Here is a 24,213-nt window from a genome sequence, read left to right as displayed (position 1 = left end):
TACGGGCAACCGTAGATCACAGCTCGACGCGCACGTCGTAGTCGCTCAGCCAGCCGTCCAGCGTCAGGATGACCTCCAGCGGGCGCCGCGCCGCGATCGAGGAGCCCCGGTCGAGCAGGCTCCGCGTCTTGTCCGGGTCCACCAGCTCGAACGCCCGCGAGGTCCCCGCGTGCAACAGGGTGCTGACCCGCTCGTGCAACGCGGCGTCGTATCCAGTGTCCTGTGTGGACGGATACGGGCTCTTCACGCGGTCCACCACCGACTGCGGCAGCACGTCAGCCGTTGCCGCGCGCAGCAGGCTCTTCTCCCTGCCGTCGAAGGTCTTCATCGCCCACGGCGCGTTGAACACGTACTCGACGAGCCGGTGATCGCAGAACGGCACGCGGACTTCGAGGCCGACGGCCATGCTCATCCGGTCCTTGCGATCCAGCAGGGAGTTCACGAAGCGGGTCAGGTGCAGGTAGCTGACCTCCCGCATGCGCGCCTCCTTGCCGGACTCGCCGGGCAGCTTCGGCGCCTCAGCGATCGCTTCCGCGTAGCGCTGCTGGACGTAGCCGCCGATGTCGAGCTTGCTGACTACGCCCTCGCGCAGGAAGTCCGGCCGGTCGCCGTTGCCCATGACGTGCATGGCCAGCCACGGGAAGGTCGGCGCGTTCACGGCCTTCTCGTTGTGGAACCAGGCGTAGCCGCCGAACACCTCGTCCGCCGACTCGCCGGAGAGCGCGACCGTGGAGCGCTTCCTGATCTCCTGGAAGAGCAGGTAGAGCGAGATGTCCATGTCGCCCATGGAGATCGGCAGATCGCGGGCGCGGAGCACGGCCTTGCGCGCGCCGTCGTCGAGCAGGTCGGCGTTGTTCAGCACGATGTTGGTGTGGTCGGCCGCCACGTGCTCGGCCACGTCGGCGACGAAGGGCGCGTCCGGGCTCGGGCGGAACTCGTCGGCCTGGAAGTTCTCGGTGTAGCCCGCGAAGTCGACGGAGAAGGAACGCACCGGCACGTCGAGGGACTTCGCCGCGAGCGCGGTGAGAGCGCTGGAGTCCAGGCCGCCGGAGAGCAGCGTGCACAGCGGCACGTCGGAGATCAGCTGCCTGGCCACGATGTCGTCCAGCAGCTCGCGCACGGTGCTGATCGTCGTTTCGAGGTCGTCGGTGTGCTCGCGCGCCTCAAGCTTCCAGTAGGTGCTCTTCTGCAAGCCGGTCCGCGAGACGCGCACGAGGCTGCCGGGGCGGACCTCGTACATGCCGTCGAGGATCGCCACCTCCGGCGTCTTCACGAAGGACAGCGCCTCAGCGAGGCCTTCCGCGCCGATGACGGCCTTGGCGAGCGGGTTGGCCAGGATCGCCTTGGGCTCGGAGCCGAAGAGCACGCCGTCCGCGGTGGGGTAGTAGTACAGCGGCTTGATGCCGAGCCGGTCCCGCACGAGCAGCAGTTCCTCGCTGCGCGGGTCCCAGATGGCGAAGGCGTACATGCCGTTGAGCCGGTCGACCAGGCCCGCGCCCCACTCCAGGTAGGAGCGCAGCACGACCTCGGTGTCGCTGCTGGTGGAGAACTCGTGCCCGCGCCGGATGAGCTCCGCGCGCAGCTCCTTGAAGTTGTACGCCTCGCCGCTGTAGGTGATGACGGCTTCGACCTCGCCGTCGCGCGAGGCCACCATCGGCTGCGCGCCGCCGTCGATGTCGATCACCGAGAGCCTGCGGTGGCCGAGCGCCGCGTGCTGGGCGAACCAGCTCCCGCCGGCGTCGGGGCCTCGGCAGACCATCGTCTCGGTCATGGCGGCGACCGCGTCCCGCTCGGTCGTCAGATCGTGCCGATAAGCCACCCATCCCGTGATTCCGCACATCGCAGATCCCCTTTTCTCGTGGATAACGACCACGTTACGACTTACAGTTGCGCGGCGCAACAGTCGGGAGGTATGGTGCGTATGTGACAGAGCGGACAAACAGCTCAGGAATGACCGAGCTGGAGCAGCAGCTGACGCTGTTCGCGCGCAAGGCGGTCTGGCGGAGCTGGTCGCGGGGCTACCAGGGCCTCGACCACATCACCTACCCGTACCTCGCCGCGGTCGCGCTCCAGGGCGAGAGCCGGGTCGCCGACCTGGCGAAGCGGTTCGCCGTCGACAAGTCCACCGCGAGCAGGCATGTGGCAAAACTCCAGGCAGCGGGCTTGGTCAAGCCGGTGGAGAACCCGCCGGACGCGCGGTCGATCCCGCTCTGCGCCACCGCCGCCGGGATGCGGCTGCTGGCCGACGTGCAGGCCGAGCGCGCGGCGTGGCTGCGCGCGGCGCTGGCCGACTGGGACGAGGAGGATCAGCGCGTCCTCGCGACTTTGATGGCCCGGCTGAATTCCGGACTGGAGTCAACTTTGTGACTTTTTGTCTTTTCCTGGGAGGTTTGACAACAGTTCTTCCAGGAAGCCGCCCGCTTCCCTGACTGCTTTTTCTGGGTCCTGTTCGCGCACGGCGTCGAGCAGTTCCGTGTGCGAGACGTGTTCCTCGGTGCGCAGGCTGGTGTCCACGGTCGCCGCGACGCTGGAGCGCACCGCCTCGGTGAAGCCGCGGTACAGCTCGGTCAGCACGTTGTTGTGCGAGCACTCCACCAGGAACAGGTGGAAGTCGGTGTCGAGCTGCACCATCAGGTCGAAGTCGCCCGCCGCCAGCGCGGTGTCGCGCTCGGCGAGGATGCGCTCCAGCTCGGCGAGGTCCTCGGCGCTGCGCCGGGTCGCGGCTTGGCGCGCGCCCTCGACCTCCAGTGCTCGGCGCACCTCCAGCACGTCGCGCAGCTCCGAGCCGCACAGCCTGCGGACCGCGCCGGAGAGCTCGCTCGTCGCGCGGACGAAGGTGCCGTCGCCCTGCCGGACCTCCAGCAGCCCGGCGTGCGCGAGCGCGCGAACGGCCTCGCGCACGGTGTTGCGGCCGACGCCGAGCGCGGTCACCAGCTCCGGCTCGGGCGGGATGCGCCGGCCGACCGGCCACTCTCCCGAGGTGACCAGCGCGCGCATCTGCTCGATGACCTGCTCGACCAGACCGGCGCGCCGGGTAGTGGCCAACGGCACAGGCTCATCCTTTCATCCGAACATCCCATGTTTGCCATACTCGTTCGCGTGACGCTCTCGCCTCAGCTCGACCAGCCTGCCAGCACCCGATCCGCGCCCGCCGCGAGCGTGGCCGGCGGACTGGCTCTGGTCGTGGGCGTGGTGCTGGCGGCGGCGAACCTGCGTCCCGCCGTGACCAGTCTGGCGGCGGTGCTCTCCGAGGTGCGGGACACGCTCGGCGTTTCCGCCGCATGGACCAGTGCCGTCACCGCGATCCCGACGCTGTGCTTCGGCCTCGTCGGCATGCTCGCCCCGTGGTTCAGCCGCCGCTACGGCGCTCGCGCGGTGATCGGCGGAGCGCTCGCGCTGATCACCGTCGGCCTGGCGCTGCGCGTGGTCGACGGGCCGTTCGTGCTGGTCGCGGGCACGTTCCTGGCCTGCGCGGCGATCGCCGTCTGCAACGTCCTGATCCCCGTGGTGGTCAAGGACTCCTTCCCCGCCAGCAAGGTCGGTGCGGTCACCGGCGCCTACAGCGCGGCGCTGTCCGCCGGTGGCGCGGTCGCCGCGGCGTTCACCGCTCCGCTGGAGGAGCTGGTCGGCGGCTGGCGCGGCGCGGTCGCCATGTGGGCGCTGCTCGGCATCCTCGCGTTCGCCACCTGGACGCTCGCCGGTCGCGGCCCTTCGCCGTCGGAGGCCGTCGTGGCGGACCCGACGCCCCGCCGGTCGCTCCTGCGCAGCCCGTTGGCTTGGGCCGTCACGGTCTTCTTCGGTTTCCAGTCGCTGGTGGCCTACACGGTCATGGGCTGGCTGCCGGAGATCCTGCGCGACACCGCAGGCGCTTCGTCGACCACGGCCGGGCAGTTGCTGGCCATCGTGATGGTCCTCGGCGTGCCGGTCTCGATGATCGTTCCGCCGCTGGCCGCGCGTGCGCGTTCCCAGTCCGCGTGGGCGATGTCCATGGCCTTCACCGGCTTCGTCGGGTTCGCCGGACTGCTGCTCTGGCCGACCGCGGCGACGGGTTTGTGGATCTTGCTGATCGGCATCGGCATGGGAGTGTTCCCGTTGGCGCTCACGCTGATCACGTTGCGGGCGCGCACCGGCCAGGACACCGCGCGGCTGTCCGCGATGGCGCAGAGCCTCGGCTACCTCATCGCCGCCGTCGGCCCGTTCGCGGTCGGCCTCCTGCACGGCCTCACCGGCACCTGGACCGCGTCCCTCGTGCTGATCCTCGTGGTCCTCGCCGCCCAGATCCTCCTCGGCCACATCGCCGGCCGCCCCCGCTACGTCTAGGGCTTGTCCTGCAAGTGGTTGCGCTGTGCCTCCCGGTCACGGTGTCGCTGGGGGTTGGGGTGTCTTCAAGACCACCAAACCCCGCTGCTGATCATCGTTAACCGCCGCAAACCCTGCGGTGTTGCGGGGTTTGCTGTCGTTGGAGACGGTGGGGGTGGGGGTTGGGTGGTCTTGAAGACCGGCGAACCTGATGACTCACAGGACAGGGTCTAGCACCGCCGTGCGCGCCAACTGGGTCGAGTTGACGCGCGCGGCGGGTGGCTAGTGCTTCACGGGGAGCTTGAGGAGGGCGTTCTCCACCAGCTCGGGCATCGTGGGGTGGATCCAGTACTGGCCGGTGGCGATGGTCCGCGCGGTTTGGCCGAAGTGCATGGCCTGGATCAACGGCTGGATCAGCGTTCCCGCCTCCGGGCCGATGATGTGCGCGCCGAGCAGCCTGCCGGTTTCGGGGTCGGCGATCAGCTTGCAGAAGCCGGTGGTGTCCTCCATCGCCCAGCCGTAGGCGATGCCCGCGTACTCCTGCACTGCCGTCACGTAGTTCACCCCGGACGCGCGCGCCTCCTGCTCGGTCAGACCGACGGCGGCGATGGTCGGCGAGGAGAACACCGCGTGCGGCACGAAGCGGTGGTCGGAGGCGAGCAGCTTCTCCGGCTGCAAGAGGTTGTGCTGCACAACGCGGGACTCGTGATTGGCCACGTGCTTCAACTGGAACGGCGAAGAGATGTCGCCGAGCGCCCAGATCCCGTCGACCCCCGTGCGCTGGAACTCGTCCACCACTACGCGGCCGTCCAGGTGCGTCGCCACCCCGGTCGCGGCGACGTCGAGAGTGTCGGAGTTCGGCGTGCGCCCGACCGCGACGAGCAGTTCCTCGGCCTCCACGACCTCAGCACCGTTGGGGCCGTTGAGGTGCAGCCGCACCACGCCGTCGACCCGCTCCGCGCGGACGGTCTCGCGGTTCAGGCGGAGGTCCCACCGCTGCGCGGCCAGCTCGGTGAAGCGCGCGGAGACCTCTTCGTCCTCGGCGCGCAGAACCGCGCCGGAGCGCGCGATCAGCGTGACGTCCACGCCGAAGGAGGAGAACACGTGCGCGAACTCGGTCGCGACGAAGCCGCTGCCGAGCACGATCATCCGTCGGGGCAGCTCGTCCAGCCGCATCACGGTGTCGTTGGTGTGGAAGCCGGTCTCCACGATGCCGGGGATCTCCGGGACGACCGGCCTGCTGCCCGCCGCGAGCACGAAGCGGTCCGCGGTGATGACTTCGCCCGTGCCGGTGTCGAGCTGCTTGGGGCCGACGAACTTCGCCTCACCGGTGAAGACCGTGACGTTCGGGCAGTCCTCGACGCGGTAGCGCTTGCCGCCCGCCGCGATCGGGTCGATCCGGCCGAACACGCGGTCGCGGATCTCGGGCCAGCGCACGCCGTGCAGCTCCGAGTCGACACCGAGCTTCGTGCCCGCCGCCGGGGTGCTCGCCACGTTCGCGGTGTGCACGAACATCTTCGTCGGGATGCAGCCGACGTTGAGGCACGTCCCGCCGAAGACGCCCTTCTCGACGATGGCCACGTTCCAGTCGTCGAACCGCTCGTCGAGGATCGAGTTCCCCGAGCCGGTGCCGATGATCACCAGGTCAAAATGCCGCACGGTGCGTCCCTTCGAGATCCGTCGAGCCCGACCGTACCCGCGCCCTGTCCGTCCCAAGTGTCCGGAAGGTTCGTGGCACTTGTCACGGCAACCCCGCAGTCAAGCTCTTCCGCCGAGTACAACGGATTCATGCGGCTCTTGTCTTCCCGTCGGGTGCTGGTGGCGAGCGTTCTGGCGCTGGCGTTCATAGCCGCCTGCGGTGCGCCGCCGCCCCCTCCGCCCGCCCCGGCACCGCCGCCCCCGCCGCCGACGCCGACCGGACCGCCCGTCCCGTCCTTCGACGCGCCCTACGCCTTCGGCACCTCGCAGGCCAAGATCCCGCCGCTGGAGCACGGCCTCGCCCCCGTCGTGAAGCGCGTCCACACCGACAAGCCCTACGTCTTCATCACCATCGACGACGGCCAGGTCCCGCACCCCGCCGCCCTGGACCTCATGCGGCGCAGCAAGACCCACCCCACGCTGTTCCTCACCGACCGCTACGTAGAGGGCCACCGCGGCTACTTCAAGGACCTCCGCGACCAGGCGGGCGCGACGATCGAGAACCACACGCTGAGCCACCCCAACCTGCGCGGCAAGCCCTACGACGTGCAGCACAAGGAGATCTGCGGTACCTCCGACGCCTACCAGCGCGAGTACGGCAAGCGCCCCGTGCTCTTCCGCCCGCCCTACGGCAACTACGACGACACCACGCGCAAGGCCGCCGCCGACTGCGGCATCAAAGCGCTCGTGCTGTGGACCGAGACCGTCAACGACGGCGTCGTGCAGTTCCAGGCCGGCACGAAGCTGAAGGCCGGGGACATCGTCCTCATGCACTTCCGCAAGACCTTCGTCGAGGACTACACCGCCCTGCTCGCCAAGATCAAGGAAGATGGGATGACCCCCGTCCCCCTGGCCGACTTCCTCACCCCGTAGCGATCCCCGGGTTCACTGCCAGGAGGCCGGCGAAGCCGGTCGTGAGCCTGTCGGGATCGAGATCACCGAGCAAGGCGTCCTGGACGAGAAAGGCCGGCCCGAGCGCGGCGAGGATCTCCGCCATCTCCGCGACCGGCGCCCCGTCGGGGACGGTTCCGCGTTCGACGTGGAGCTCGAGCAGGCGGGCGAAGTGCTCGCGGACCCTCCGGTGATCATCGGCCAGTCGTCCGCGCAGGGTGTGGTCACGCTGCGCTTCTGCCCAGACCTGCACAGCGAGTCCCGGGACGTCGTCGGCCAGCGAGGATCGCAGTGCGTGCAGGAAGCGCCCGAGCACCTGCGGCAGCGGTTCGAGGTTGCCGTCCTCCCGCGCCGGTGCCAGCGAGCGCCCCACCTCGGCGAGCACCTCGTCGATGATCGCGGAGATGAGCTGGTCCTTGCTGGTGAAGTAGCCGTACACGGCTCCAGCCGACAGTCCTGACTCGGCGAACACGTCTGACATCGACGTTCCGGCGAACCCCTTGCGGGCGAAGCAGCGCCGGGCGGCCTCGGTGATCTCCCTGCGCCGCGCAGTGCGGTAGTGCTCTGACACGGCTGGCATCCACGTCCCCCAAAAAAGAAGAGCAATTCTCTTTGTGGTGACTCATAGTATCTGCTAGAACGATAGAGAACAATCATTCTGTTTGGAGGCGTCGTGGTGACCGACGAGACGAGTGCGACGGGGGACGCCGTCCCGCGTGGAGTGGGGGCGACGGCGCTCGGCGTGACGCGCCTGCGGGCGATCGAGAGCAACCGCGCTCGCCCCTTGGCGATAGATCCCTACGCCGAGCGAATCCTGGAGGCCGCGGTGCCGGCGGGCTCGGAGTGGACCGCGGACAGGGGAGCGGCAGAGCCGCGCTTCTTCCGGCTGATGCGCGACCAGGTCGCGGTCCGGACCCGGTTCATCGACGACACGATCGCCCGCGCGGTCGCGGACGGGGCAGCCCAGGTCGTCGTCCTCGGCTGCGGGATGGACACCCGTTCGTACCGCCTGAACTGGCCGGAGGGCGTGCACGTCTTCGACCTGGACCTGCCGGAAGTGCTCGCGTTCCGGGACGCCGTTCTCTCAAGGCTCGCGGCCTCCGGCGGTCACCGGACGTCGGTCGCCGCCGACCTGCGGGAGGACTGGCCGCGCTCGCTGGTGGCCGCCGGATTCGATCCGACGGTCCGGACGCTCTGGGTCTGCGAGGGGCTGCTGTACGCGTTGCCCGCCACCGCCGCAGAGGATCTCCTCACCGAGATCACCCTGCTCTCGTCCCCGGCCAGCGCTGTCGTCGTCGACCACATCACCGACTCACCGGCTTTCGCGGCGGCACGGGAGGAGGTCTCGCCGGAGCTGCTCGAACTCTGGCAGGGAGGCCCCGAGCACGTGGGCACGTGGTTGTCCGGGCACGGCTGGGAGCCGGACGTCCGCGATCTCAGGAACGAGGCCGCGCGGTACGGCCGCGAGATTCCCGAGGACCTCGCGGGAGGTCAGCACGAGGTCGCCCGAACATGGCTCGCCGTCGGAGAACTGGCGAGCACGAACCCGGGTGTCAGTGGGCGTAGGTGGGGGTGATGATGGCGCGCGCCAGGGTGTGGAAGGCGAGGTTGAAGCTGACGACGGCGGCGGTGGCGTCCTTGTCCACGCCGAGGGACTCGACGTCGACGGCGTGCACCACGAAGTAGTAGCGGTGCGCGCGGTCGCCCTGCGGCGGAGCGGCGCCGCCGTAGCCGGGGGTGCCGAAGTCGGTGGGCGTCTGGAAGGCGCCCTCGGGCAGGGAGCCGGAACCCGCGCCGGTGGGGAGCGAGGTCACGGAGGCGGGGACGTCGACGAGCACCCAGTGCCAGAAGCCGGACGGCGTGGGGGCGTCGGGGTCGAAGCAGGTGACGACGAAGCTCTTGGTCTCGGCGGGGAAACCGGACCAGGACAGGGCGGGGGAGAGGTTCTCGCCGCTCGCGCCCATGCCGTTGAACACGTGCTTGGCGGACAGCGGCTGACCGTCCGCGATGTCGTCCGAGGTGACCGTGAACGACGCGACCTCGGGCAGCAGCGCGTACGGATCGGGGGCGACGGGACGGTCGAGGCTCATCGGTGTTCCTCCGCGGGAAGGTGTTCGAACCGGTACTTGCGATCGGGGGCAACCCTAGTGCCGTAGCGGTCCACCCGGGAGTCGATCACCGTCAGCCCGGCGACCACCCCGCTCAGCCCGCGACCGCCCGTGGTGTGCACGAGGAAGCCGAAACTGGCGCACACCAACGACACCGCCGCGTCGGGAACCGCCCCGACGAGCACGTAGTACCCACCGGAGCCGGTCAGGAACCTCAGCGCGGCGCGCGGCCAGCGGGGGACCTGGCCGAGTCGGTCGGCGGGGCGCAGGAGCACGATGCGCTGGCCGATGGTGCCGCCGTTGCCCAGCAAGGGGATCACCAGCAACAGCAGCACGGCGGGCAGCCAGTACGCCAGAACCGAGGTGAGCAAAGGGTTCCACACGCCCTCGCGCGGGACTTCGCCGTGCAGCGCCCAGTTCGCGAGCTTCGCGCCGAACAGCAGGCCGTTGCCCGCGACCCACACGGCGAGCAGGTCGAGCGCGATGCCGAGCAGGCGCCGCCGCCGCGTCACGGGCCGGGGTACGCCGACGGGGACGCGAACCCGTTGTCCTGGAACGAGGTTGAGCACGGGAGCGAGCAGGAAGCCGACGGCCGCTCCGAGAGAGTTGGAGAGCAGGTCCCCGGTGTCGAAGAGGCGGTACGGGCATTGGAAGAGGAACCACACGCCGGTCAGCTGGGTGCTCTCCACGGTGAGCGAGATCAGCAGCCCGGTGAGCAGCGTCAGCGGCAGGCCGCAGCGGAACAGGTGGCGCAGGAACATGCCGAGCGGGACGAACAGCGCCACGTTGAACAGCACCTGGCGCAACGCGGGATTGCGCAGCAGCGCGCGGATGCCCGCGGTGTCGTACTTGCCCATGTCGGAGACGAAACGCAGCGGCGCGAGCACCGGCCTGGTGACCGCCGCGTGCCGCACGCAGTACGCCGTGTCGATCTCGGGCAGCGGTAGGAGCGTGTAGGTGACGAGGGCGAAGGAGTAGATCAGGAAGGCCAGTCCGAGCACCGCGTGCCCGAGGCCCAGCTCGCCCCGCCGGTGGTAGCTCCAGGCGATGTAGGGCACGACCAGCACGGCCGCCAACCCGAATCCCCCGAGCACCGCGACGACGGCCGACAGGGTCGTGCCGCTCACCAACCGTTCCCCCTGCCGCCCCGCACCTCCTGCCAGTATCGCGAAAAATGATCATGAATTCCGGGTGCTCCACCCGGACGTGTGAGACGGGCGGCCGGTCGCACCGGCCGCCCGTCGGGAGAGCGTCAGAGAACGACGAGGACGCGGATGCCGAGCAGGTTCACGCTCAGCCGCACGTGCACGCCGACCCGGATCTTGCCGATCACGATGCAGCCCGCCAGCCGCACCTTGACCGCCGCGCCGACCTTCGGCTTGATCGTCACGTAGCCGCCGACGACGGCGGTGACAGTGCCCTCGACCTTGGCCGCCGCCTGTACCGAGGCCCCGGCCTTCGCGTGGGTCGTGCCCGCCGACGCCGCCGGAGCCGCGCCGAGCAGCAGTGCCGTGCCGACCGCGGTGGCCACGACGGCGCCGAGGGCCCGCTTGGTGAAAGTACGCATGGAATCGCACCCCTCCCGGTGAATGCCTAACTGACCTTCAGTCAACTCCTCGCTCGACAGATGGGAAGTGGGCGGGCAGCGATTCACTCGAACCGGGCGACAGCAATTCGGAGCGTGATCTGCGATGTGCCCGGTCGGATTACTCGCGCCAGCACGACGTGGGAATCGAGCAAATCGTTAGAAAACTTCTCGCGTTCACTGAGTGGGGTGGTTGTCTCGACGGGGACACGGCGGCACAACAAAGGGGGTGGCCGGAAAACCGGCCACCCCCTTCGCGGGGACGTTCACATCTCTAGAGGACCACCAGAATTCTGATGCCGAGGAGGTTGACGCCGAGCCGCACGTGCACGCCCTCGATGAGCGGGCCGCCGATGACGATGCAGGCGGCCAGGCGCAGCTTGACCCGCACACCGGTCTTGAGCTTGACCGTCGCGTAGCCCTCCGCGACCGACTCGACCTCGCCTTCGCCGTTCTCCTCGTCCACCTGCGTGGACATCGAGGGACCCGAGGGGCCCGCCGGCGCTGCCGAGGCCGGTAGGCCCGTGAGTGCGAGGCCTGCGGAAAGGGCCGCGGTCGCGGCCAGGGTCACTACGCGCTTCGTGATGGTTCGCATGGTTTGGTGCTTCCCCTCGACTCAGGCAAATATCTGGAGTGGTGGGCCCGTCACCAGTGCAACACCCGATTCCGGATCCCGGCAGCCCCAATTCGCTGTTTCACCCGTTTCCCGGAATCCCATGAACTGAGAGCGACTGATGTGCCACCCCGACGTATGACCCGAATCAGGCGGTGTGAGTACGCCCGTGATTGTCCCGTTATCACCTGAACGGGAGGTTTTCAGGGCTTTCGCGCGGTGACCAGCGTGGTCGGGGCCCACGGCCCGCTCCACCACATCCGCCAGCCGAGACCGCGCCTGCGCACCTGCGTCATCCCCAGTTCGGTGAGCGCTGCCGCGTACTGGCGCGTGTGCCCGACCTCGGCGAGCACGATCCGCCCGCCGGGGCGCAGAACGCGGACCGCCTCGCGGATCGCCAGCGCCCGCGCGTCGGCCCCGGCGACGGTGGTGATCGCGACACCGCTCAGCACGAGGTCGAAGGAGTCGTCGAGCAGCGGCAGTCGAGCCAGCTCGCCGGTGCGCAGCTGGACGCGGTCGGCGACCCCCTCCGCGAGGGCGTTCTCCTTGGTGGCGCCGATGTCGTGGCCCGCCTGGTCGAGGCTGCGCCACGGGTCGACGCCCACGGCCGTGCCGCCGACGTCGAGGCGCCTCGCCGCGGCGAGCAGCACGGAGCCCCGGCCGCAGCCGAGGTCCAGCACGTCCTCGTCGCCGCGCGGCCGGAGCTCGTCGAGCAGCTCCTCCCAGACGGCGAACTTGCCGCGCACGGTGGTGTGCAGGTGCACCAGCGCGCACAACGCCAACAGCCCGGCTCCCACGAGGGGAACCGGGCCGTCGGTGACGGTCGCCGTCAGCAGGCAGGTGAGCACTCCGAAGCCGAAACCCGCGAGAACGATCGGGGCGTCGATTCCGTAGGAAGCCGCCCGTCGCACCGATACTCCAGCCATGTCGGACTCCTGCCACCCGTTTCCAGGGGCACAGAATAATCCGGCTCTCGCGAAAGGAAACGAGAGTTCGGCGGGATTGCGGTGATTGTCCGAAATGGCGGGTAAATAATTCGCGTCAGTGGTCGGGCTTGGGCAGCACCAGGGCCAGTGCCAGGTACAACAGCACCTGCGGGCCGGGGAGCACGCAGGACACCACGAAGCCGAGGCGCACGGCGCCGGGGCGCCAGCCGAAGCGCTCCGCGATGCCGCCAGCGACGCCGAAGAACACGCTGTCGCGGGAACGGGTGAGTCGGTGGGTGCGGTACGGAGCGGACATTTGCGTTACCTCCCGGGCGTCGCGGCGGAGCGGGGATCTCTGAAGATCTATTGCTCCTCCACTTCAGGTTGCCCATTCCGCGCAATCGGTACCTCGGGGTCCACCCGGAATCCGACCCCGATCCCGGAACACCGCCCTCAGGGGCAGGCCGTGTTTCGCAGGTCCGTGTTCGCGATGGCCGGGCCGAGGTCGCCCCTGGCGGCGCCGCCAGAAAGCCCACGTACAACACCGGTACGCGGACTTCCCGCCGTCTTGCCAGGAACGACCTCGATCCCGGCCCTCATCGAACGAGACCTACGAAACACGGCCTAGACGCTGCGCCAGCCAGGAGTCGATCTCGGCGAGGGCCTTGTTCCGCACCGGCTCCGGCGAGAGGAAGAGGTCGTGCATGCCGTCCTCGATCGGCACGGTGGTCACGTCGCGGCCGAGCTTGGGCGCCCAGCGCGCGATCTGCTCCACGTCCAGCACGGTGTCGGCGGTCATCGCCGCGGGCTCCCACTTCTTGCGGTGCAGCAGGCTGCGCGAGGAGTGCTCGACGAGCACCGGAACGCGGATGTCCAGCCCTCTGTGCACCTGCGCGTGGCCGAGCCGGACCGCGCGCAGCCAGCCCGCGCGCACGGGGAAGTGCTCGGACGGCTTCCACGCGTTGTCGTAGGTCCACTCGCCGTGGTGGGTGGAGCTGAGGCTGTGCCCGTAGGTCGGCGCGAGGCCGGGCTTCACGACCAGGCGGGGAGCGAAGCGGCCGACCACGTTGTTCACCGCCGTGCCGACGGTGCGGGTGAGCCACGGCTCGGCGAGGTCCAGCCACGGGCTGTTCAGCACCAGGGCGTCGATGAGGTTCGACGCGCGGTGCTCGTGCGCCCACAGCGGCGCGATCAGCCCGCCGGTGGAGTGCGCGAGCAGCACCAGGCGCTGGTGCCCGTGCTCGGAGCGGATCACCTCGATCGCGGCGTCGATCTCCTCGAAGTACTCGGTGAGGTCCGTGGTGTAGGTCGGCAGCTGGTCGGGGCGGATCGAGCGTCCGTAGCGCCGCAGGTCCACCGCGTAGAAGTCGTAGCCCTGGCTGGCGAAGTGCCGGGCGAGGTGGTCCTGGAAGAAGTAGTCGCACCAGCCGTGGACGTACAGGACCGCGCCCTTGCCCGGCGAATCGGCCGGGAGGTGCACCAGCGTCGCGACGACCTCGTCGCCGTCCTGGGTCGGGGCGAGGGGCAGCGTTCGAACCCGATAGGGCTCACCGAGAATGTCGACGTCCACGCGACAAGTGTGACCCCTGACCGCCCTGCGGTGGCACCTCGGCGTTGTGCACGGCACGTTTCGAGCGCACGCGCAGCGGCATCGACGTCGGCACGGTGATCCACCCGATGCGCTGGGAACGCAGGGCGTCGCGGTCGACGGCGATCTCGCAGTAGCGCCACAGCAGCAGTTCCAGGGCCATCCGCGTCTGCAACCGCGCGACGGGGGAGCCCGGCCCGAACGGCAGCCCGTAGCCGGTGGACAGCCGCGAGGTGGTCTTGCGGTGGATGTCGAAGCGTTCCGGGACGGGGAAGCGGTGCTCGTCCTGGGTCACGGAGTCCATGACGACCACGACCTGCTCCCCGGCCGCGATCCGCTGGCCGCCGAGGTCCAGATCGAGCTTCGCCCTGCGCGTCACGCGGGAGACCGGCGGGCTGTAGCGCAGCACCTCCTCGATCGTCGGCGCGAGCAGTTCGGGGCGGGCGCGCACCTCCTCGCCGACCTGGCCGAACTCGTCGAGGCAGAGCACGGTGGAGGCCAGCAGGCTGGTCGTGGTGAGGTGCCCGGAGAGCAGGAGCAGGCCCAGCAGCGCGACCGCCTGGTCGTCGTCGGGCAGCCGGCCGTCGATCTCGGTCCCGAGGAACTCCGCGGTCAGGTCGGCGCGCGTCGTCCTGCGGTAGGAGGCGACGTGCGCGTACAGGTAGGCGAGCAGCTCGGAGCGCGCGTCACAGGCGGAGACCCTGCGTTGAGCGGGCACGACCGAGGGCTGAGGAGGGTTGCCGCACAACGCGTCCACCCACAGCAGCACGGAGTCGAGGTCCTGCTGCGGCACGCCGAGCAGCTCGGCGATCACCCGCACCGGCAGCGGGAAGGCGAGGTCCGTGGCGAGGTCGATCCGATCGTCCCCGGCGACCCGGTCGAGCAGCTCCGTGGTCAGCGTCAGCACCCTGGAGCCCAGCGCGGCCACGACGCCCGGCGTGAACCGGCGGCTGACCGTGCGCCGCAGCTCGCGGTGCATCGCCGAAGTGATCACCACGGATTCGCGCCCGGAGAGCAGCCGGGCGACGAGCGCGCTGGAGGAGGCGTATTCCGAGGTGAACGCGGCGTGGTCGGTGAGCACCCGCGCGGCGTCCTCGTAGCGGTAGACCATCCACTGCCCGGAGTCGACGTCCCGCGCGACGGGCTCGGCATCGCGCAGCGCGCGGTGCCGGTCCCCCTCGGCCGTCGTCGGCCGTGCTCCCAGCGCCTCGACCACGAAGCTCACCCCTCCTCAGTTCCGCGTCGCTGCCGGCCCCCCGTTCACGAAGTCCACGCAGCGCGCGTGGGTCCGTTCGTAGAAGGCGGTCACGTCCGCGGCGATCCTCGTCAGTTCCTCCTCGGACGGCGTGTCCCTGGTCTCGAACGCGTTGCGCACGATGTGCGCGAGCACGTCCGCCGTGGTCTCCAGCCCCATACCGGAACCACCGGGCACCGCCGTGTCGATCAGATAGAACCCCATGATCGTGCATGTGAGCCCCTGGATCTCAAGTTCCGGACTGAGATCACCCCGAAGCAGGCGTCCGTTCGCGATCGCGTCGTCGTAGCCCTGGCGCTCCAGCATCAGCACCGCCGTGGGCACCGTGCTGCCGTCGCGGCTGACCAGCGAGCCGAGCACCTCCTCGTCGGCCACCAGCATCGCTCGCATCAGGGGGCTGCTCATGACCGCCAGGTAGCCGATGCGCACCATCCGGTTCGGCAGCACGGCGGCCGGGTCGGCGGCGATCTCGTCGAGCAACGTGCGCAGGTAGCGGGCCGACTCGCGCACCAGCACGGCCTGGAACAGGTCGTCGCGGGTGCGCCAGTGCAGGTAGACGGTGCCCTTGCCGATGCAGGCGCGCTTGGCGATGTCGTCGACGGTCGTCCTGCGGTAGCCCCAGCGCAGCAGCAGCTCGGCCGCCGCGTCCAGGACTCGTTCCGCCCTGGCGGCGCGTTCGGCCACGGCTCTCCCACCTCGATGACGGTTGTTTGACTGCTTGACTGAAAACGGAATCTGGTCAAGATTGCATGGGGCAGCGGGGGAGTCAACGGGGGTGTCGGCCTCTCACAGGGGGTGGGGCCGACGCCCCCGAGCTGGTCATCGCGGGTTCGGGGGCGGAATCAGGGTTCTCACCGATCTCGCCGGTCGCCCGGTCGGTCTAGCCTCGATGGCACACCAAGGATCGGGGAGTGTCTGTGAACCAACCGCCTCAACCGCCCGCCGCGACCGGCCGGGTTCGGTTTCCGAACATCAGCCCGCGCGCGTACGAGCACCCGGCGGACCGCGGCGCGCTGGCGACCGCGCGCGCCGTCCCGGGGTTCCCCGCGGTGCTGAAGGCCATCTCCGGTGCCCTCGGGGAGCGCAGTGAGCGACTGCTCTCGCTGGCCTCCTCGATCAAGGTCACCGAGACCCAGTACCCGACGGTGCACCGCCTGCGGGTGGAGTGCGCGGCGGTGCTGGACATCAACCCCGCGCCGGAGGTCTTCGTCGCGCGGGACCCGCACGCCAACGCGATGACCATCGGCATGGACGAGCCGTTCATCGTGATCACCACGGGCCTGATCGAGCTGCTCGACGAGGACGAGCTGCGCTTCGTCATCGGCCACGAGATGGGTCACGCCCTCTCCGGTCACGCCGTCTACTACACGGTGCTGCGCAGGCTGATCTCCATGGTCACCGGCATCGCGTGGATGCCGGTCGGCTACTGGGGCATGCGGGCGATCATCATCGCGCTGCAGGACTGGTACCGCCGCGCCCAGCTCTCCGCCGACCGCGCGGGCCTGCTCTGCGCGCAGGACCCCGAGGTCGCGCTGCGCACGCACATCAAGCTCTCCGGTGGCATCGACGTCAACGAGATCGACACCGAGGCCTACCTCAAGCAGGCCGAGGACTACGACAAGGTCCCGGACGTGCGCGACAGCGTGCTCAAGCTGCTGCACCTGAGCAACCGGCTCGACCCGCTGCCGGTGGTCCGCGCGGCCGACCTGCAGAAGTGGGCGGCGGGCGAGGAGTACCGGGCGATCCTGGCCGGGGAGTACCCCAGCAGGGAGAACGACGACGTCACCAACTGGCGCGACGACGTCAAGTCGGCGGCGAAGTCCTACAAGGACGCCATCGCCAGCTCGGCCGACCCGCTCGCCAAGGTCCTCAACGAGGTCGGCGAGACCCTGTCCAGCACGGCGGGCAAGGTCTGGCGCAAGTTCACCGGCGGACCGGACGACCGGCCCCCGTCGGGCGACGGGAAGTAGGGAAAGGGGCGCTCCCGGAGCGCCCCTTTTCTCCGTGCCGTGTCAGCCGGTCGTGCGCGGCGCGCTCGCCGGGCTCGGCGTCGAGCTGCCGCAGGCGGCCTTCGTGATCACGTCGAGGTAGGCCGGGTCGATGGTGGGGTGCGGCTTGAGCGTCCCGTCCGAGCCGATGCGCTGGTACTTCATCAGGTTCGTGCCGACGGAGAGCTGGCGCCCGCCGTCCTCGGTCGAGCCGCTGAACGTGCCCATGCCCCACACAGCGCCGTCGTGGCCCCAGATCCGCCCGCACGGCAGCGCGTAGACGTTGAGCCCCAAGCCGTACTCGCCGACCTTCGTGCCGTTGGGCGCGAGGATCGGCACCGTGCGCTTCATCTCCGCGAGCTGCGCGGGCGCGAGGAGTTTGCCGCTCTGCAAGGCTTTGTGGAACGCGACCACGTCAGCCATCGGAGCGATGATCTCACCGGCCGCGTCCGCCCACGTCATCTTGTAGACGCTGAAGTCCTTGGGCGGCACGAAGGCTCCGTACAGCTCCTCGTAGGCCTTCGCGTGCGGACCACGGATCTTCGTTTCCTTGCGCGGGAAGTACGTGCGCTCCATGCCCGCCGGGCGCAGCACGTTGCGCTCGACGTACTCGCGGAAGTCCGCCTTGGTGACCTTGGTCAGCAGCAGGCCGAGGATGAGGTAGTTGGTGTTGGAGTAGCTCCACCGCTCCCCGGGCGCGCCGGTCGGCGGCAGCGGCAGCGCGGTGCGCACGAGCGAGGCGGAGTCGAAGTCGCGCAACCGGTTCGCTTCGATGTCCTCGGGCTTCGGGAAGAGCGCTGCGACGAAGTCGGCGATGCCGCTGGTGTGGTTGAGCAGCATGCGCACGCTCACCCGGCGGCCCAGATCGCCCGGCACGTTCTCCGGAAGGTAGTCGCCGATCGGTCCGTCGAGCGCGATCTTCTTGGCTGCCACCAGCTGGAGCACGGCGGTGGCGATCATCGGCTTGGTGACGCTGCCGATGCGGTGCTCGAAGTTCGCGCGTGCGGGCACCCTCGTGTCCTCTGTGTCTACTTCGGACACTCCGGCGGCGCCTTGCCAGTGCTGCTTGCCATCGCGCACGGCGGCGTAGACGGCGGGCATCCCCGCCTCGTGCAGCTTGGTCAGACTTGCTTGCAGCGCAACAGGATCAAGTGCCGGCTGACCCGCGCTCGCGACACCCGTGCTGAGCGCCGTGGCGAGCACGGCCGCGACGCCGATCCGAGCTAGATTTCCCCGCATGCGCGCGACCGTAGTCACCGCAGGGCGCGGTATCTACTTGCCGTTGGCCGAAAAGTGCATCAGATCCTTCGGTGAGCGCCACGATCCGCCCCAGGTCCAGCCGACCGAGGAGAACGCGCGCGTGACGACGTCGCCTGAGAAGACCATTCCGGGTGAGCGGCGGGTGCGGTTCACGTAAGCGCCCGCCAGCTCCGGCAGCACGAGGTCGCCGCGCAGGTACGGGTTGCAGAACGGGTTGATGTCCACCGCGATGCCGAGCGCGTGCGCCGACCAGGTGGTCAGTCCGCGCGCCGGTCGGCAGACGAACGCCGAGGTGTTGTTGCCGTCGCCGGTCGGAGCGCGGTCGAGGTCCGCGCGCGAGGAGATCCGCATCTCCTCCAACGGGAACTTCGCGGCCCAGAGCTTGCCGAAGACCGTGACCATCGCGTCCGCCGCGCTCGCGTTCACGAGCAGCTCGCCGGTGTGCTGGCGGCCGTCGAAGCCCCAGAACGACAGCGTCAGGTAGCGCAGGTCCTCCTTGCGCACGGGGCACCCCTGCTGCCACGTGCTGCGCGCCAGAACGTCGGCCGGGACAGCGCTGACCGTGGAGGCGAAGCGGTTCTCCTTCGGCGCGGGCAACACGTCCGTGGTCGGCAACGCGCGGTTGACGAGCTCCTGTGGAGTGGGCAGGACCGCGCCGAAACCGTCCGGGCGCTTCGGCAACGGCCGCGCGCCCACGCGCCACAACGGTTTCGGCGACACCGTTGTCGTCGTTATGGGCGCTGTTGTCGTGGGCGAAGTGGTGGTGGTCGGTGCGGAAGCGCTGGTGAGCGGCGCCTGCGCTGCTGGAGCGGGAGGGGCTGAGCAGCCCGCGACGAGGGCCGCTCCACACATCAGCGTCAGCGCGTTCTGTGAAAGGCGCTGTGAAAAACCGGCCACTCCACCAGCTTCCCACGAACGGCCCAAACGATCTTTGAGGCACCCCGATGCCCCGTCGTTCGGTGCCGTCCATTTAGATCAGTGGCCGGTACGCCGACTAGTCGAGTGGACCTCGTTGAAGAATCCGGTGGTTTGGGACGCCGGAAAATGGACAAGGAGATCGCGCATGTCGACCCCGCCCGCAGCGACCCGTTCCCGCAGGCGAGTGCTGGGGATCGCTCTCGCCGCCGTCTCGCTGGCCGCGCTCGTCCCCACCGTCGTGGTCGGCCTCGCCGCCGCGAACGAGCCCGTGGAGGAGGTGCACGCCGACCCCTTCGTCGTCGGCGGGCAGCGCGCCGCGGTGGGGCAGTTCCCCGGCCTGGTCTACCTCGTCGACCGGCTCGGCTCCCTCTACTGCGGCGGCGCCCTGCTCACCCCGACGAAGGTGTTGACCGCCGCGCACTGCGTGGACCAGCGCTCCGCGGCGGGCATCACCGTGGTGTCCGGCCGGGAGGACACCGAGACCCGCGCCGGGCAGTCCTCGCGGGGCTCGAAGTCCTGGCAGCACCCGTCCTACCGCAGCGTCTTCGAAGGCGATGACCTGGGCGTTCTGACCCTGGAGACGCCGATCCTGGCACCGACCGCCACCCTGGTCGCTCCCGGCGAGCGCGCCAGCTACGCGCCGGGCACCGAGGCCGTCGTCGCGGGCTGGGGCGCCACCAGCGAGACCGGCTCGGTCTCGCGCTACCTCATGTCGGCGACCGTGCCGGTGATGGAGGACGCGACCTGCTCGCGCTCCTACCGCTCGTACAACCCGAAGAAGATGTTCTGCGCGGGCTACGACGGCGGGCGGGTCGACAGCTGCCAGGGCGACTCGGGCGGACCGCTGCTCGTGCGCGGTGTCGTGGTCGGCGTGACCTCGTGGGGCGACGGCTGCGCCAGGGCGGGCAAGCCCGGCGTCTACGTGCGGCTGACCACCTACTTGGACACGGTGCGTGCCCAGCTCTGAATCATGATCCCCAATGGAGCAGTGCCGTCCTTCGCGGCTGGTCCATCCGACTGGGCTGAATAGACTAATTCGAACAGCCGTTGTTTCTTGATCTCACCAAGCGTTTGCTCTGTGTAGCCCCGGGGGTCACCCATCCGGGGAACAACTGCTGAGATGCGCGATTGGGAGGCAAAGATGGCGGCAACCCTGCACCGTCTGGCCAGAACCGTCGGGGTCGCGCTCGCGGTGGCCACCTGTGGGATCACCTCGCTGTCCGTGGCCGCTGCGGCAACCCCGCCGGAGCAGAAGATCGTCGGTGGTGAGCGCGCGAAGATCGCCGACCACCCGTACACGGTCTTCCTGACCAACAACTCGAACTTCCAGTTCTGCGGCGGCACCGTCGCGGCCGCGAACAAGATCGTCACCGCCGCGCACTGCGTGAAGGGCAAGACCGCCGACAGCATCAAGGTGGTCGCGGGCCGCGAGGACAAGCAGGCCACGGACGGCACCACCGCCACCGTGACCAAGGTCTGGGTGCACCCGCAGTACACGACGGCGACCGCGGGCTTCGACGTGGCGGTGCTGACCCTGGGCTCGAACCTGACCCAGGCGGCGGCTCCGCTCGCCACCTCCGCCGACGCCGCCCTCTACAAGGAGGGCGCGACCTCCACCGTGCTCGGCTGGGGCACCACCAGCTCCGGCGGCGCCGCGTCGCGCTACCTGCTGAAGGTCGACGTCCCGGTCACCTCGGACGAGACGTGCAAGACCGCGTACTCCCAGTACAGCAACACCTCCATGGTGTGCGCCGGTGTTCCCGAGGGCGGCAAGGACAGCTGCCAGGGTGACTCCGGTGGGCCGATGATCGGCGGCGGCAAGCTGATCGGCGTCGTCTCCTGGGGCGAGGGCTGCGCCGCGCCGAAGAAGCCCGGTGTCTACGCCCGCGTGTCCGCCTACAACGACGTGCTCCAGGAGCAGATCAAGTCCTGATCCGTTCTCCTGGTAACCCTGCGGCTCCGGCCCGGAGCACCCTTCCCAGTGGGGGTGCGCCGGGCCGGACGCCGTTCCGGGGTTTGTTCGGCAGAATCTCCGCTTTGCCGACGAATCCGCTGTTCCAGGCCGTTTTGGTGAAACATTTCCCAAGTGCTGAGCTGTTCAGCCTACATCTAACGGCCGTTGTGCCACTCCGTCACGGACCGCTTGCATTGTGTTCACCCCCGGTGAGGGCCTGGGGCATGCGAGAGGAGCACGACCATGGCGGGAACCCTGCGTCGCCTGGTTAGGTTCGCCGGAGCGGCCGTTGCCGTGTCGACGATCGGGCTTTCGTTCGTCCCGTCGGCCGTCGCGGCCGACAACGGAGACCCGCAGACCCAGATCGTGGGCGGCACGCGGGCCAGCATCAGCCAGTACCCGTGGACGGTCTTCCTGACCAACACCTCCGGCTTCCAGTTCTGCGGCGGCACCCTCGTCTCCAAGACCAAGGTCGTCACCGCCGCGCACTGCGTGAAGGGCACCGCCGCCTCCGCCGTCCGCGTGGTCTCCGGCCGCGAGGACAAGCAGAGCACCGCGGGCACCGTCACCAACGTCTCCAAGGTGTGGGTGCACCCCAGCTACACCACCGCGACCGCCGGTTACGACGTCGCCGTGCTGACGCTGGCCAACGCGGTCAACTCGGCCGTGCTCCCGCTGGCCACCCCGCAGGACACCGCGCTCTACGCGGCCGGGACCAACTCCACCGTGCTCGGCTGGGGCACCACCAGCTCCGGCGGCTCGGCATCGCGCTACCTGCTCAAGGTCGACGTCCCGGTGACCTCCGACGCCACCTGCAAGACCGCGTACCCGCAGTACAGCAACACCTCCATGGTGTGCGCGGGCATCCCGGCCGGTGGCAAGGACAGCTGCCAGGGTGACTCCGGTGGCCCGATGGTCGCCGGCGGCAAGCTGATCGGCGTCGTCTCCTGGGGCCGTGGCTGCGCGCTGCCGAACTACCCCGGCGTCTACGCCAGGGTCGCGCCCTACCACGCCGTGCTGACCGCTCAGATCAACTCGTAATTTCGCTGCGTTTCGTTGCACAGCAAGAAGAAGAGGCGAGGACGGTCCCTGCAACCGCCCTCGCCTCTTCGCTTTCCCCCCTTAAACGACGAGCCCTACTGACATGGTCAGGAAGGCCGTCGCTGAGACCACGTCGAGCGTGGTCAGCACCGCCGGGCGCTGGAGCTTGCCGGAGACTCGCGCCGCGGTGAGCACGATGCCGGTCTCCCACGCCGCCGCGAGCGCCAGGAACACGACGCCGAGCAGGCTGAGCTGGAGCACCGGGCTGGTCGCCGCGCCCATGAACTGCGGCAGGAACGCCAGGCAGAACAGCAGCATCTTCGGGTTGGTGATGTTGCAGACGAAGCCCCGCCGGAACGGATTGCCGTTGCCGCGCGGGGTTTCCGCGTCTGCGACCCGGCCGCCGCGCGAGCGCCACACGTCCCTGGCGATGCCGAAGGCCAGGTAGGTCAGGTAGGCGGCGCCGAGCCAGCGCAGCGCCGTGAGCACGCCCGGGTTGCTGGCCAGCACCACGCCGAGGCCGGAGACCACGAGCGCCACGTGCACCAGGCTCGCGGAGTGGATCCCGGCGAGGGTGAGCAGGCCCGCCCGCGTCCCCGTGCGCATGGAGGTGCGCAGCAGGAGGAAGACGTCGACCCCGGGGGTGATCACGAAGATCACGCTGGCTATGACGAAGACCGGAAGCTGGCTGGTGTCGATGGCGGACATGGCGCACCCCCTCTTGGTGGACGACCGGACGGGTATCCCGGCACAAGGCAGGCAAATTTCTTGCCCTCGACGACATTAGCAGAAGATTTTGCGGAATCTTGACGCTTTGACCGTGCTTTCCACCACGTCACCCGGACGTCACACTGGTTCTTCCGGCTCGGCTCTGGTACGCACGTGCGCGTGACGAAGACCGAGAGGACCCAGCGCAGGGCGACGGGGAACGAGCTCAGCGCGGAGGAGCTGTACCGCATCCTGCGGTTGCGGGTGGACGTGTTCGTGGTCGAGCAGAAAGCGGCCTACCCGGAGCTCGACGGCCGCGACCTCACGCCGTCGACCGTGCACCTGTGGAGCGAGACCCCCGAAGGCGTGCTCGCCTACGTCCGCGTGCTCGACGAGCCCGACGGCACCGCGCGCATCGGCCGCGTCGTGACCGCCGCGCCCGCGCGGGGACAAGGCCTGTCGCGTGAGCTGATGGAAGCCGCGCTCACGGAGATCGGCGACCAGCCGTCAGTGCTCGACGCCCAGACCCAGGTCGCCGGTTTCTACACCTCGCTCGGCTACCGCGTGGTCGGCGACGAGTTCATGGACGACGACGGCATCCCTCACGTCCCCATGCACCGCCCCTAACCCCCACATTGGGTACGTCAGCGAGGTGACCCGTTCGGGGGGACGTGGTGGCTCCTGACGCGGAGGTTGCGGGGTCTTGAAGACCGGCAACCCTGCTGTGGCGGTCGTCAACGGTGGTGAACCCGTTGGTGGCGCGGGGTTTGCGGTGGTTGGAGACCGCTCGCGCGGGGGTTGTGGGGTCTTGAAGACCGGCGAACCCCGTGGGGGCCGGGTGCGCCGAGACTCCGTTGCGTGCTCAACCCGGGATGAAGAGCGCTTCCCTGTGCGAGGCCGGGTCAGGGGAGGAGGGGGCCGCCGCGCCAGTGTTGGAAGATCAGGTTGGTGTGCACGAGCGCGACCTCGGTGCGCGCGGTGAACTCGTCGAGCACGAGGCGCTGGAGGTCGGCGGCGCTGCGCGCGGCGACGTGCACGAGAAAGTCGTCCGGGCCGGTCAGGTGGTAGAGCGCGCGCGTTTCCGGTTGCGCCAGAACGTGTTCCACGAACGGGTCGACGAGCGGGCGGCGGTGGGGCTGGACGCGAACGGACAGGAACGCCTCCAGGGGCCTGCCGAGCTTGGCGGCGTCGACGCGGAGGTCCTGGCCGAGGATCACGCCCGCCTCGCGGAGCCGGTTCACCCGGTCGAGGCAGGTGGACGGCGCGACACCGACGGCGGCGGCCAGCTCCTTGTTGGAGGTCCGTGCGTCGTTCTGGAGCACTCGCAGGATGTCGAGGTCGACCGGATCCAAGCGCACGTTCAGCGTCATCCGCCGAATTC

Annotated in this window: 26 protein-coding genes; 9 read left to right on the top strand and 17 right to left on the bottom strand. The window is 69.5% G+C overall.

What is annotated here, in order from left to right:
• Positions 1 to 16 precede the first annotated feature (16 nt).
• A complete protein-coding gene (gene asnB, locus ABD798_RS29830) occupies positions 17 to 1,840 on the bottom strand; it encodes an asparagine synthase (glutamine-hydrolyzing) (RefSeq protein WP_344882090.1) in 1,824 nt (607 codons plus the stop codon).
• 83 nt (positions 1,841 to 1,923) lie between these two features.
• Between asnB and ABD798_RS29825 the strand changes: the two genes are divergently transcribed.
• Positions 1,924 to 2,367 carry a MarR family winged helix-turn-helix transcriptional regulator gene (locus tag ABD798_RS29825; RefSeq protein WP_344882087.1) on the top strand — a complete coding sequence of 148 codons (444 nt, stop codon included), beginning with the start codon at positions 1,924 to 1,926 and terminating at the stop codon, positions 2,365 to 2,367.
• Here the strand turns inward: ABD798_RS29825 and ABD798_RS29820 are convergent.
• Positions 2,356 to 3,051 (bottom strand): FadR/GntR family transcriptional regulator, encoded by a 696-nt coding sequence (locus ABD798_RS29820; RefSeq protein ID WP_344882084.1) that lies wholly within the window; start codon positions 3,049 to 3,051, stop codon positions 2,356 to 2,358. The two genes, ABD798_RS29825 and ABD798_RS29820, sit on opposite strands and share 12 nt — an antisense overlap.
• A gap of 48 nt (positions 3,052 to 3,099) precedes the next feature.
• On the opposite strand from ABD798_RS29820, the gene ABD798_RS29815 reads away from it, so the two are divergent.
• Positions 3,100 to 4,320 carry a CynX/NimT family MFS transporter gene (locus ABD798_RS29815; protein WP_344882081.1) on the top strand — a complete coding sequence of 407 codons (1,221 nt, stop codon included), beginning with the start codon at positions 3,100 to 3,102 and terminating at the stop codon, positions 4,318 to 4,320.
• 261 nt (positions 4,321 to 4,581) lie between these two features.
• On the opposite strand, the gene ABD798_RS29810 is transcribed toward ABD798_RS29815, so the two are convergent.
• Positions 4,582 to 5,958, bottom strand: coding sequence for a mycothione reductase (locus ABD798_RS29810; RefSeq protein ID WP_344882078.1), 1,377 nt, complete (start codon positions 5,956 to 5,958; stop codon positions 4,582 to 4,584).
• Between the two features lie 129 nt (positions 5,959 to 6,087).
• Between ABD798_RS29810 and ABD798_RS29805 the strand changes: the two genes are divergently transcribed.
• The gene (locus ABD798_RS29805; RefSeq protein WP_344882075.1) at positions 6,088 to 6,870 is read left to right on the top strand and encodes a polysaccharide deacetylase family protein; all 783 of its coding nucleotides are present in this window, start codon (positions 6,088 to 6,090) and stop codon (positions 6,868 to 6,870) included.
• Here ABD798_RS29805 and ABD798_RS29800 read toward each other — a convergent pair.
• Complete coding sequence (locus tag ABD798_RS29800; protein WP_344882072.1) at positions 6,860 to 7,468, bottom strand: TetR/AcrR family transcriptional regulator; 609 nt, start codon at positions 7,466 to 7,468, stop codon at positions 6,860 to 6,862. The two genes, ABD798_RS29805 and ABD798_RS29800, sit on opposite strands and share 11 nt — an antisense overlap.
• Positions 7,469 to 7,564: 96 nt before the next feature.
• Between ABD798_RS29800 and ABD798_RS29795 the strand changes: the two genes are divergently transcribed.
• Positions 7,565 to 8,464, top strand: a complete 900-nt coding sequence (locus tag ABD798_RS29795) for an SAM-dependent methyltransferase (protein ID WP_344882069.1) — start codon at positions 7,565 to 7,567, stop codon at positions 8,462 to 8,464.
• Here the strand turns inward: ABD798_RS29795 and ABD798_RS29790 are convergent.
• From ABD798_RS29790 to ABD798_RS29750, 9 genes are all read right to left on the bottom strand, one after another.
• On the bottom strand, positions 8,442 to 8,978 hold the full coding sequence (locus tag ABD798_RS29790) for a YbhB/YbcL family Raf kinase inhibitor-like protein (protein WP_344882066.1): 537 nt from the start codon (positions 8,976 to 8,978) through the stop codon (positions 8,442 to 8,444). The genes ABD798_RS29795 and ABD798_RS29790 overlap by 23 nt on opposite strands.
• A complete protein-coding gene (locus ABD798_RS29785) occupies positions 8,975 to 10,123 on the bottom strand; it encodes a VanZ family protein (protein ID WP_344882063.1) in 1,149 nt (382 codons plus the stop codon). Before ABD798_RS29785 ends, ABD798_RS29790 begins: the two co-directional genes overlap by 4 nt.
• A 125-nt stretch (positions 10,124 to 10,248) precedes the next feature.
• Positions 10,249 to 10,563 (bottom strand): hypothetical protein, encoded by a 315-nt coding sequence (locus ABD798_RS29780; RefSeq protein ID WP_344882061.1) that lies wholly within the window; start codon positions 10,561 to 10,563, stop codon positions 10,249 to 10,251.
• Positions 10,564 to 10,855: 292 nt separating this feature from the next.
• Entirely contained in the window at positions 10,856 to 11,059 is a 204-nt protein-coding gene (locus ABD798_RS29775) for a hypothetical protein (protein ID WP_344882058.1), read from the bottom strand.
• A gap of 338 nt (positions 11,060 to 11,397) precedes the next feature.
• Complete coding sequence (locus ABD798_RS29770) at positions 11,398 to 12,120, bottom strand: class I SAM-dependent methyltransferase (RefSeq protein WP_344882055.1); 723 nt, start codon at positions 12,118 to 12,120, stop codon at positions 11,398 to 11,400.
• Between the two features lie 115 nt (positions 12,121 to 12,235).
• Positions 12,236 to 12,436, bottom strand: coding sequence for a PspC domain-containing protein (locus tag ABD798_RS29765; RefSeq protein ID WP_086820593.1), 201 nt, complete (start codon positions 12,434 to 12,436; stop codon positions 12,236 to 12,238).
• Between the two features lie 294 nt (positions 12,437 to 12,730).
• Entirely contained in the window at positions 12,731 to 13,690 is a 960-nt protein-coding gene (locus ABD798_RS29760) for an alpha/beta hydrolase (RefSeq protein WP_344882051.1), read from the bottom strand.
• Positions 13,668 to 14,933, bottom strand: coding sequence for a cytochrome P450 (locus ABD798_RS29755; RefSeq protein ID WP_344882048.1), 1,266 nt, complete (start codon positions 14,931 to 14,933; stop codon positions 13,668 to 13,670). Before ABD798_RS29755 ends, ABD798_RS29760 begins: the two co-directional genes overlap by 23 nt.
• A gap of 6 nt (positions 14,934 to 14,939) precedes the next feature.
• A complete protein-coding gene (locus ABD798_RS29750; RefSeq protein ID WP_344882045.1) occupies positions 14,940 to 15,647 on the bottom strand; it encodes a TetR/AcrR family transcriptional regulator in 708 nt (235 codons plus the stop codon).
• 227 nt (positions 15,648 to 15,874) lie between these two features.
• Here ABD798_RS29750 and ABD798_RS29745 point away from each other — a divergent pair, with 227 nt between their 5' ends.
• The gene (locus ABD798_RS29745) at positions 15,875 to 16,933 is read left to right on the top strand and encodes a M48 family metallopeptidase (protein WP_344882042.1); all 1,059 of its coding nucleotides are present in this window, start codon (positions 15,875 to 15,877) and stop codon (positions 16,931 to 16,933) included.
• A gap of 42 nt (positions 16,934 to 16,975) precedes the next feature.
• On the opposite strand, the gene ABD798_RS29740 is transcribed toward ABD798_RS29745, so the two are convergent.
• Positions 16,976 to 18,190, bottom strand: a complete 1,215-nt coding sequence (locus ABD798_RS29740; protein ID WP_344882039.1) for a serine hydrolase domain-containing protein — start codon at positions 18,188 to 18,190, stop codon at positions 16,976 to 16,978.
• A gap of 33 nt (positions 18,191 to 18,223) precedes the next feature.
• A complete protein-coding gene (locus ABD798_RS29735; protein ID WP_344882036.1) occupies positions 18,224 to 18,907 on the bottom strand; it encodes a M15 family metallopeptidase in 684 nt (227 codons plus the stop codon).
• Between the two features lie 367 nt (positions 18,908 to 19,274).
• Between ABD798_RS29735 and ABD798_RS29730 the strand changes: the two genes are divergently transcribed.
• The 3 genes from ABD798_RS29730 (at position 19,275) to ABD798_RS29720 (ending at position 22,124) form a co-directional block, all read left to right on the top strand.
• Positions 19,275 to 20,096: a serine protease gene (locus tag ABD798_RS29730; protein ID WP_344882034.1), complete on the top strand. Its 822-nt coding sequence runs from the start codon at positions 19,275 to 19,277 to the stop codon at positions 20,094 to 20,096.
• A gap of 174 nt (positions 20,097 to 20,270) precedes the next feature.
• Positions 20,271 to 21,062 (top strand): S1 family peptidase, encoded by a 792-nt coding sequence (locus ABD798_RS29725; protein ID WP_344882031.1) that lies wholly within the window; start codon positions 20,271 to 20,273, stop codon positions 21,060 to 21,062.
• A 264-nt stretch (positions 21,063 to 21,326) separates the two neighbouring features.
• Positions 21,327 to 22,124 carry a S1 family peptidase gene (locus ABD798_RS29720; protein ID WP_344882028.1) on the top strand — a complete coding sequence of 266 codons (798 nt, stop codon included), beginning with the start codon at positions 21,327 to 21,329 and terminating at the stop codon, positions 22,122 to 22,124.
• A gap of 81 nt (positions 22,125 to 22,205) precedes the next feature.
• Here ABD798_RS29720 and ABD798_RS29715 read toward each other — a convergent pair whose 3' ends face one another.
• Positions 22,206 to 22,832, bottom strand: a complete 627-nt coding sequence (locus ABD798_RS29715) for a LysE family translocator (protein ID WP_344882025.1) — start codon at positions 22,830 to 22,832, stop codon at positions 22,206 to 22,208.
• Between the two features lie 180 nt (positions 22,833 to 23,012).
• Here ABD798_RS29715 and ABD798_RS29710 point away from each other — a divergent pair, with 180 nt between their 5' ends.
• Entirely contained in the window at positions 23,013 to 23,459 is a 447-nt protein-coding gene (locus ABD798_RS29710; RefSeq protein ID WP_344882022.1) for a GNAT family N-acetyltransferase, read from the top strand.
• Between the two features lie 275 nt (positions 23,460 to 23,734).
• On the opposite strand, the gene ABD798_RS29705 is transcribed toward ABD798_RS29710, so the two are convergent.
• Positions 23,735 to 24,202 carry an Lrp/AsnC family transcriptional regulator gene (locus tag ABD798_RS29705; RefSeq protein ID WP_344882020.1) on the bottom strand — a complete coding sequence of 156 codons (468 nt, stop codon included), beginning with the start codon at positions 24,200 to 24,202 and terminating at the stop codon, positions 23,735 to 23,737.
• Positions 24,203 to 24,213 lie beyond the last annotated feature (11 nt).

The organism is Allokutzneria multivorans (genome assembly GCF_039537405.1).
GTDB classification, from domain to species: domain Bacteria; phylum Actinomycetota; class Actinomycetes; order Mycobacteriales; family Pseudonocardiaceae; genus Allokutzneria; species Allokutzneria multivorans.
This window is presented reverse-complemented; position numbering and strand designations above follow the sequence as displayed.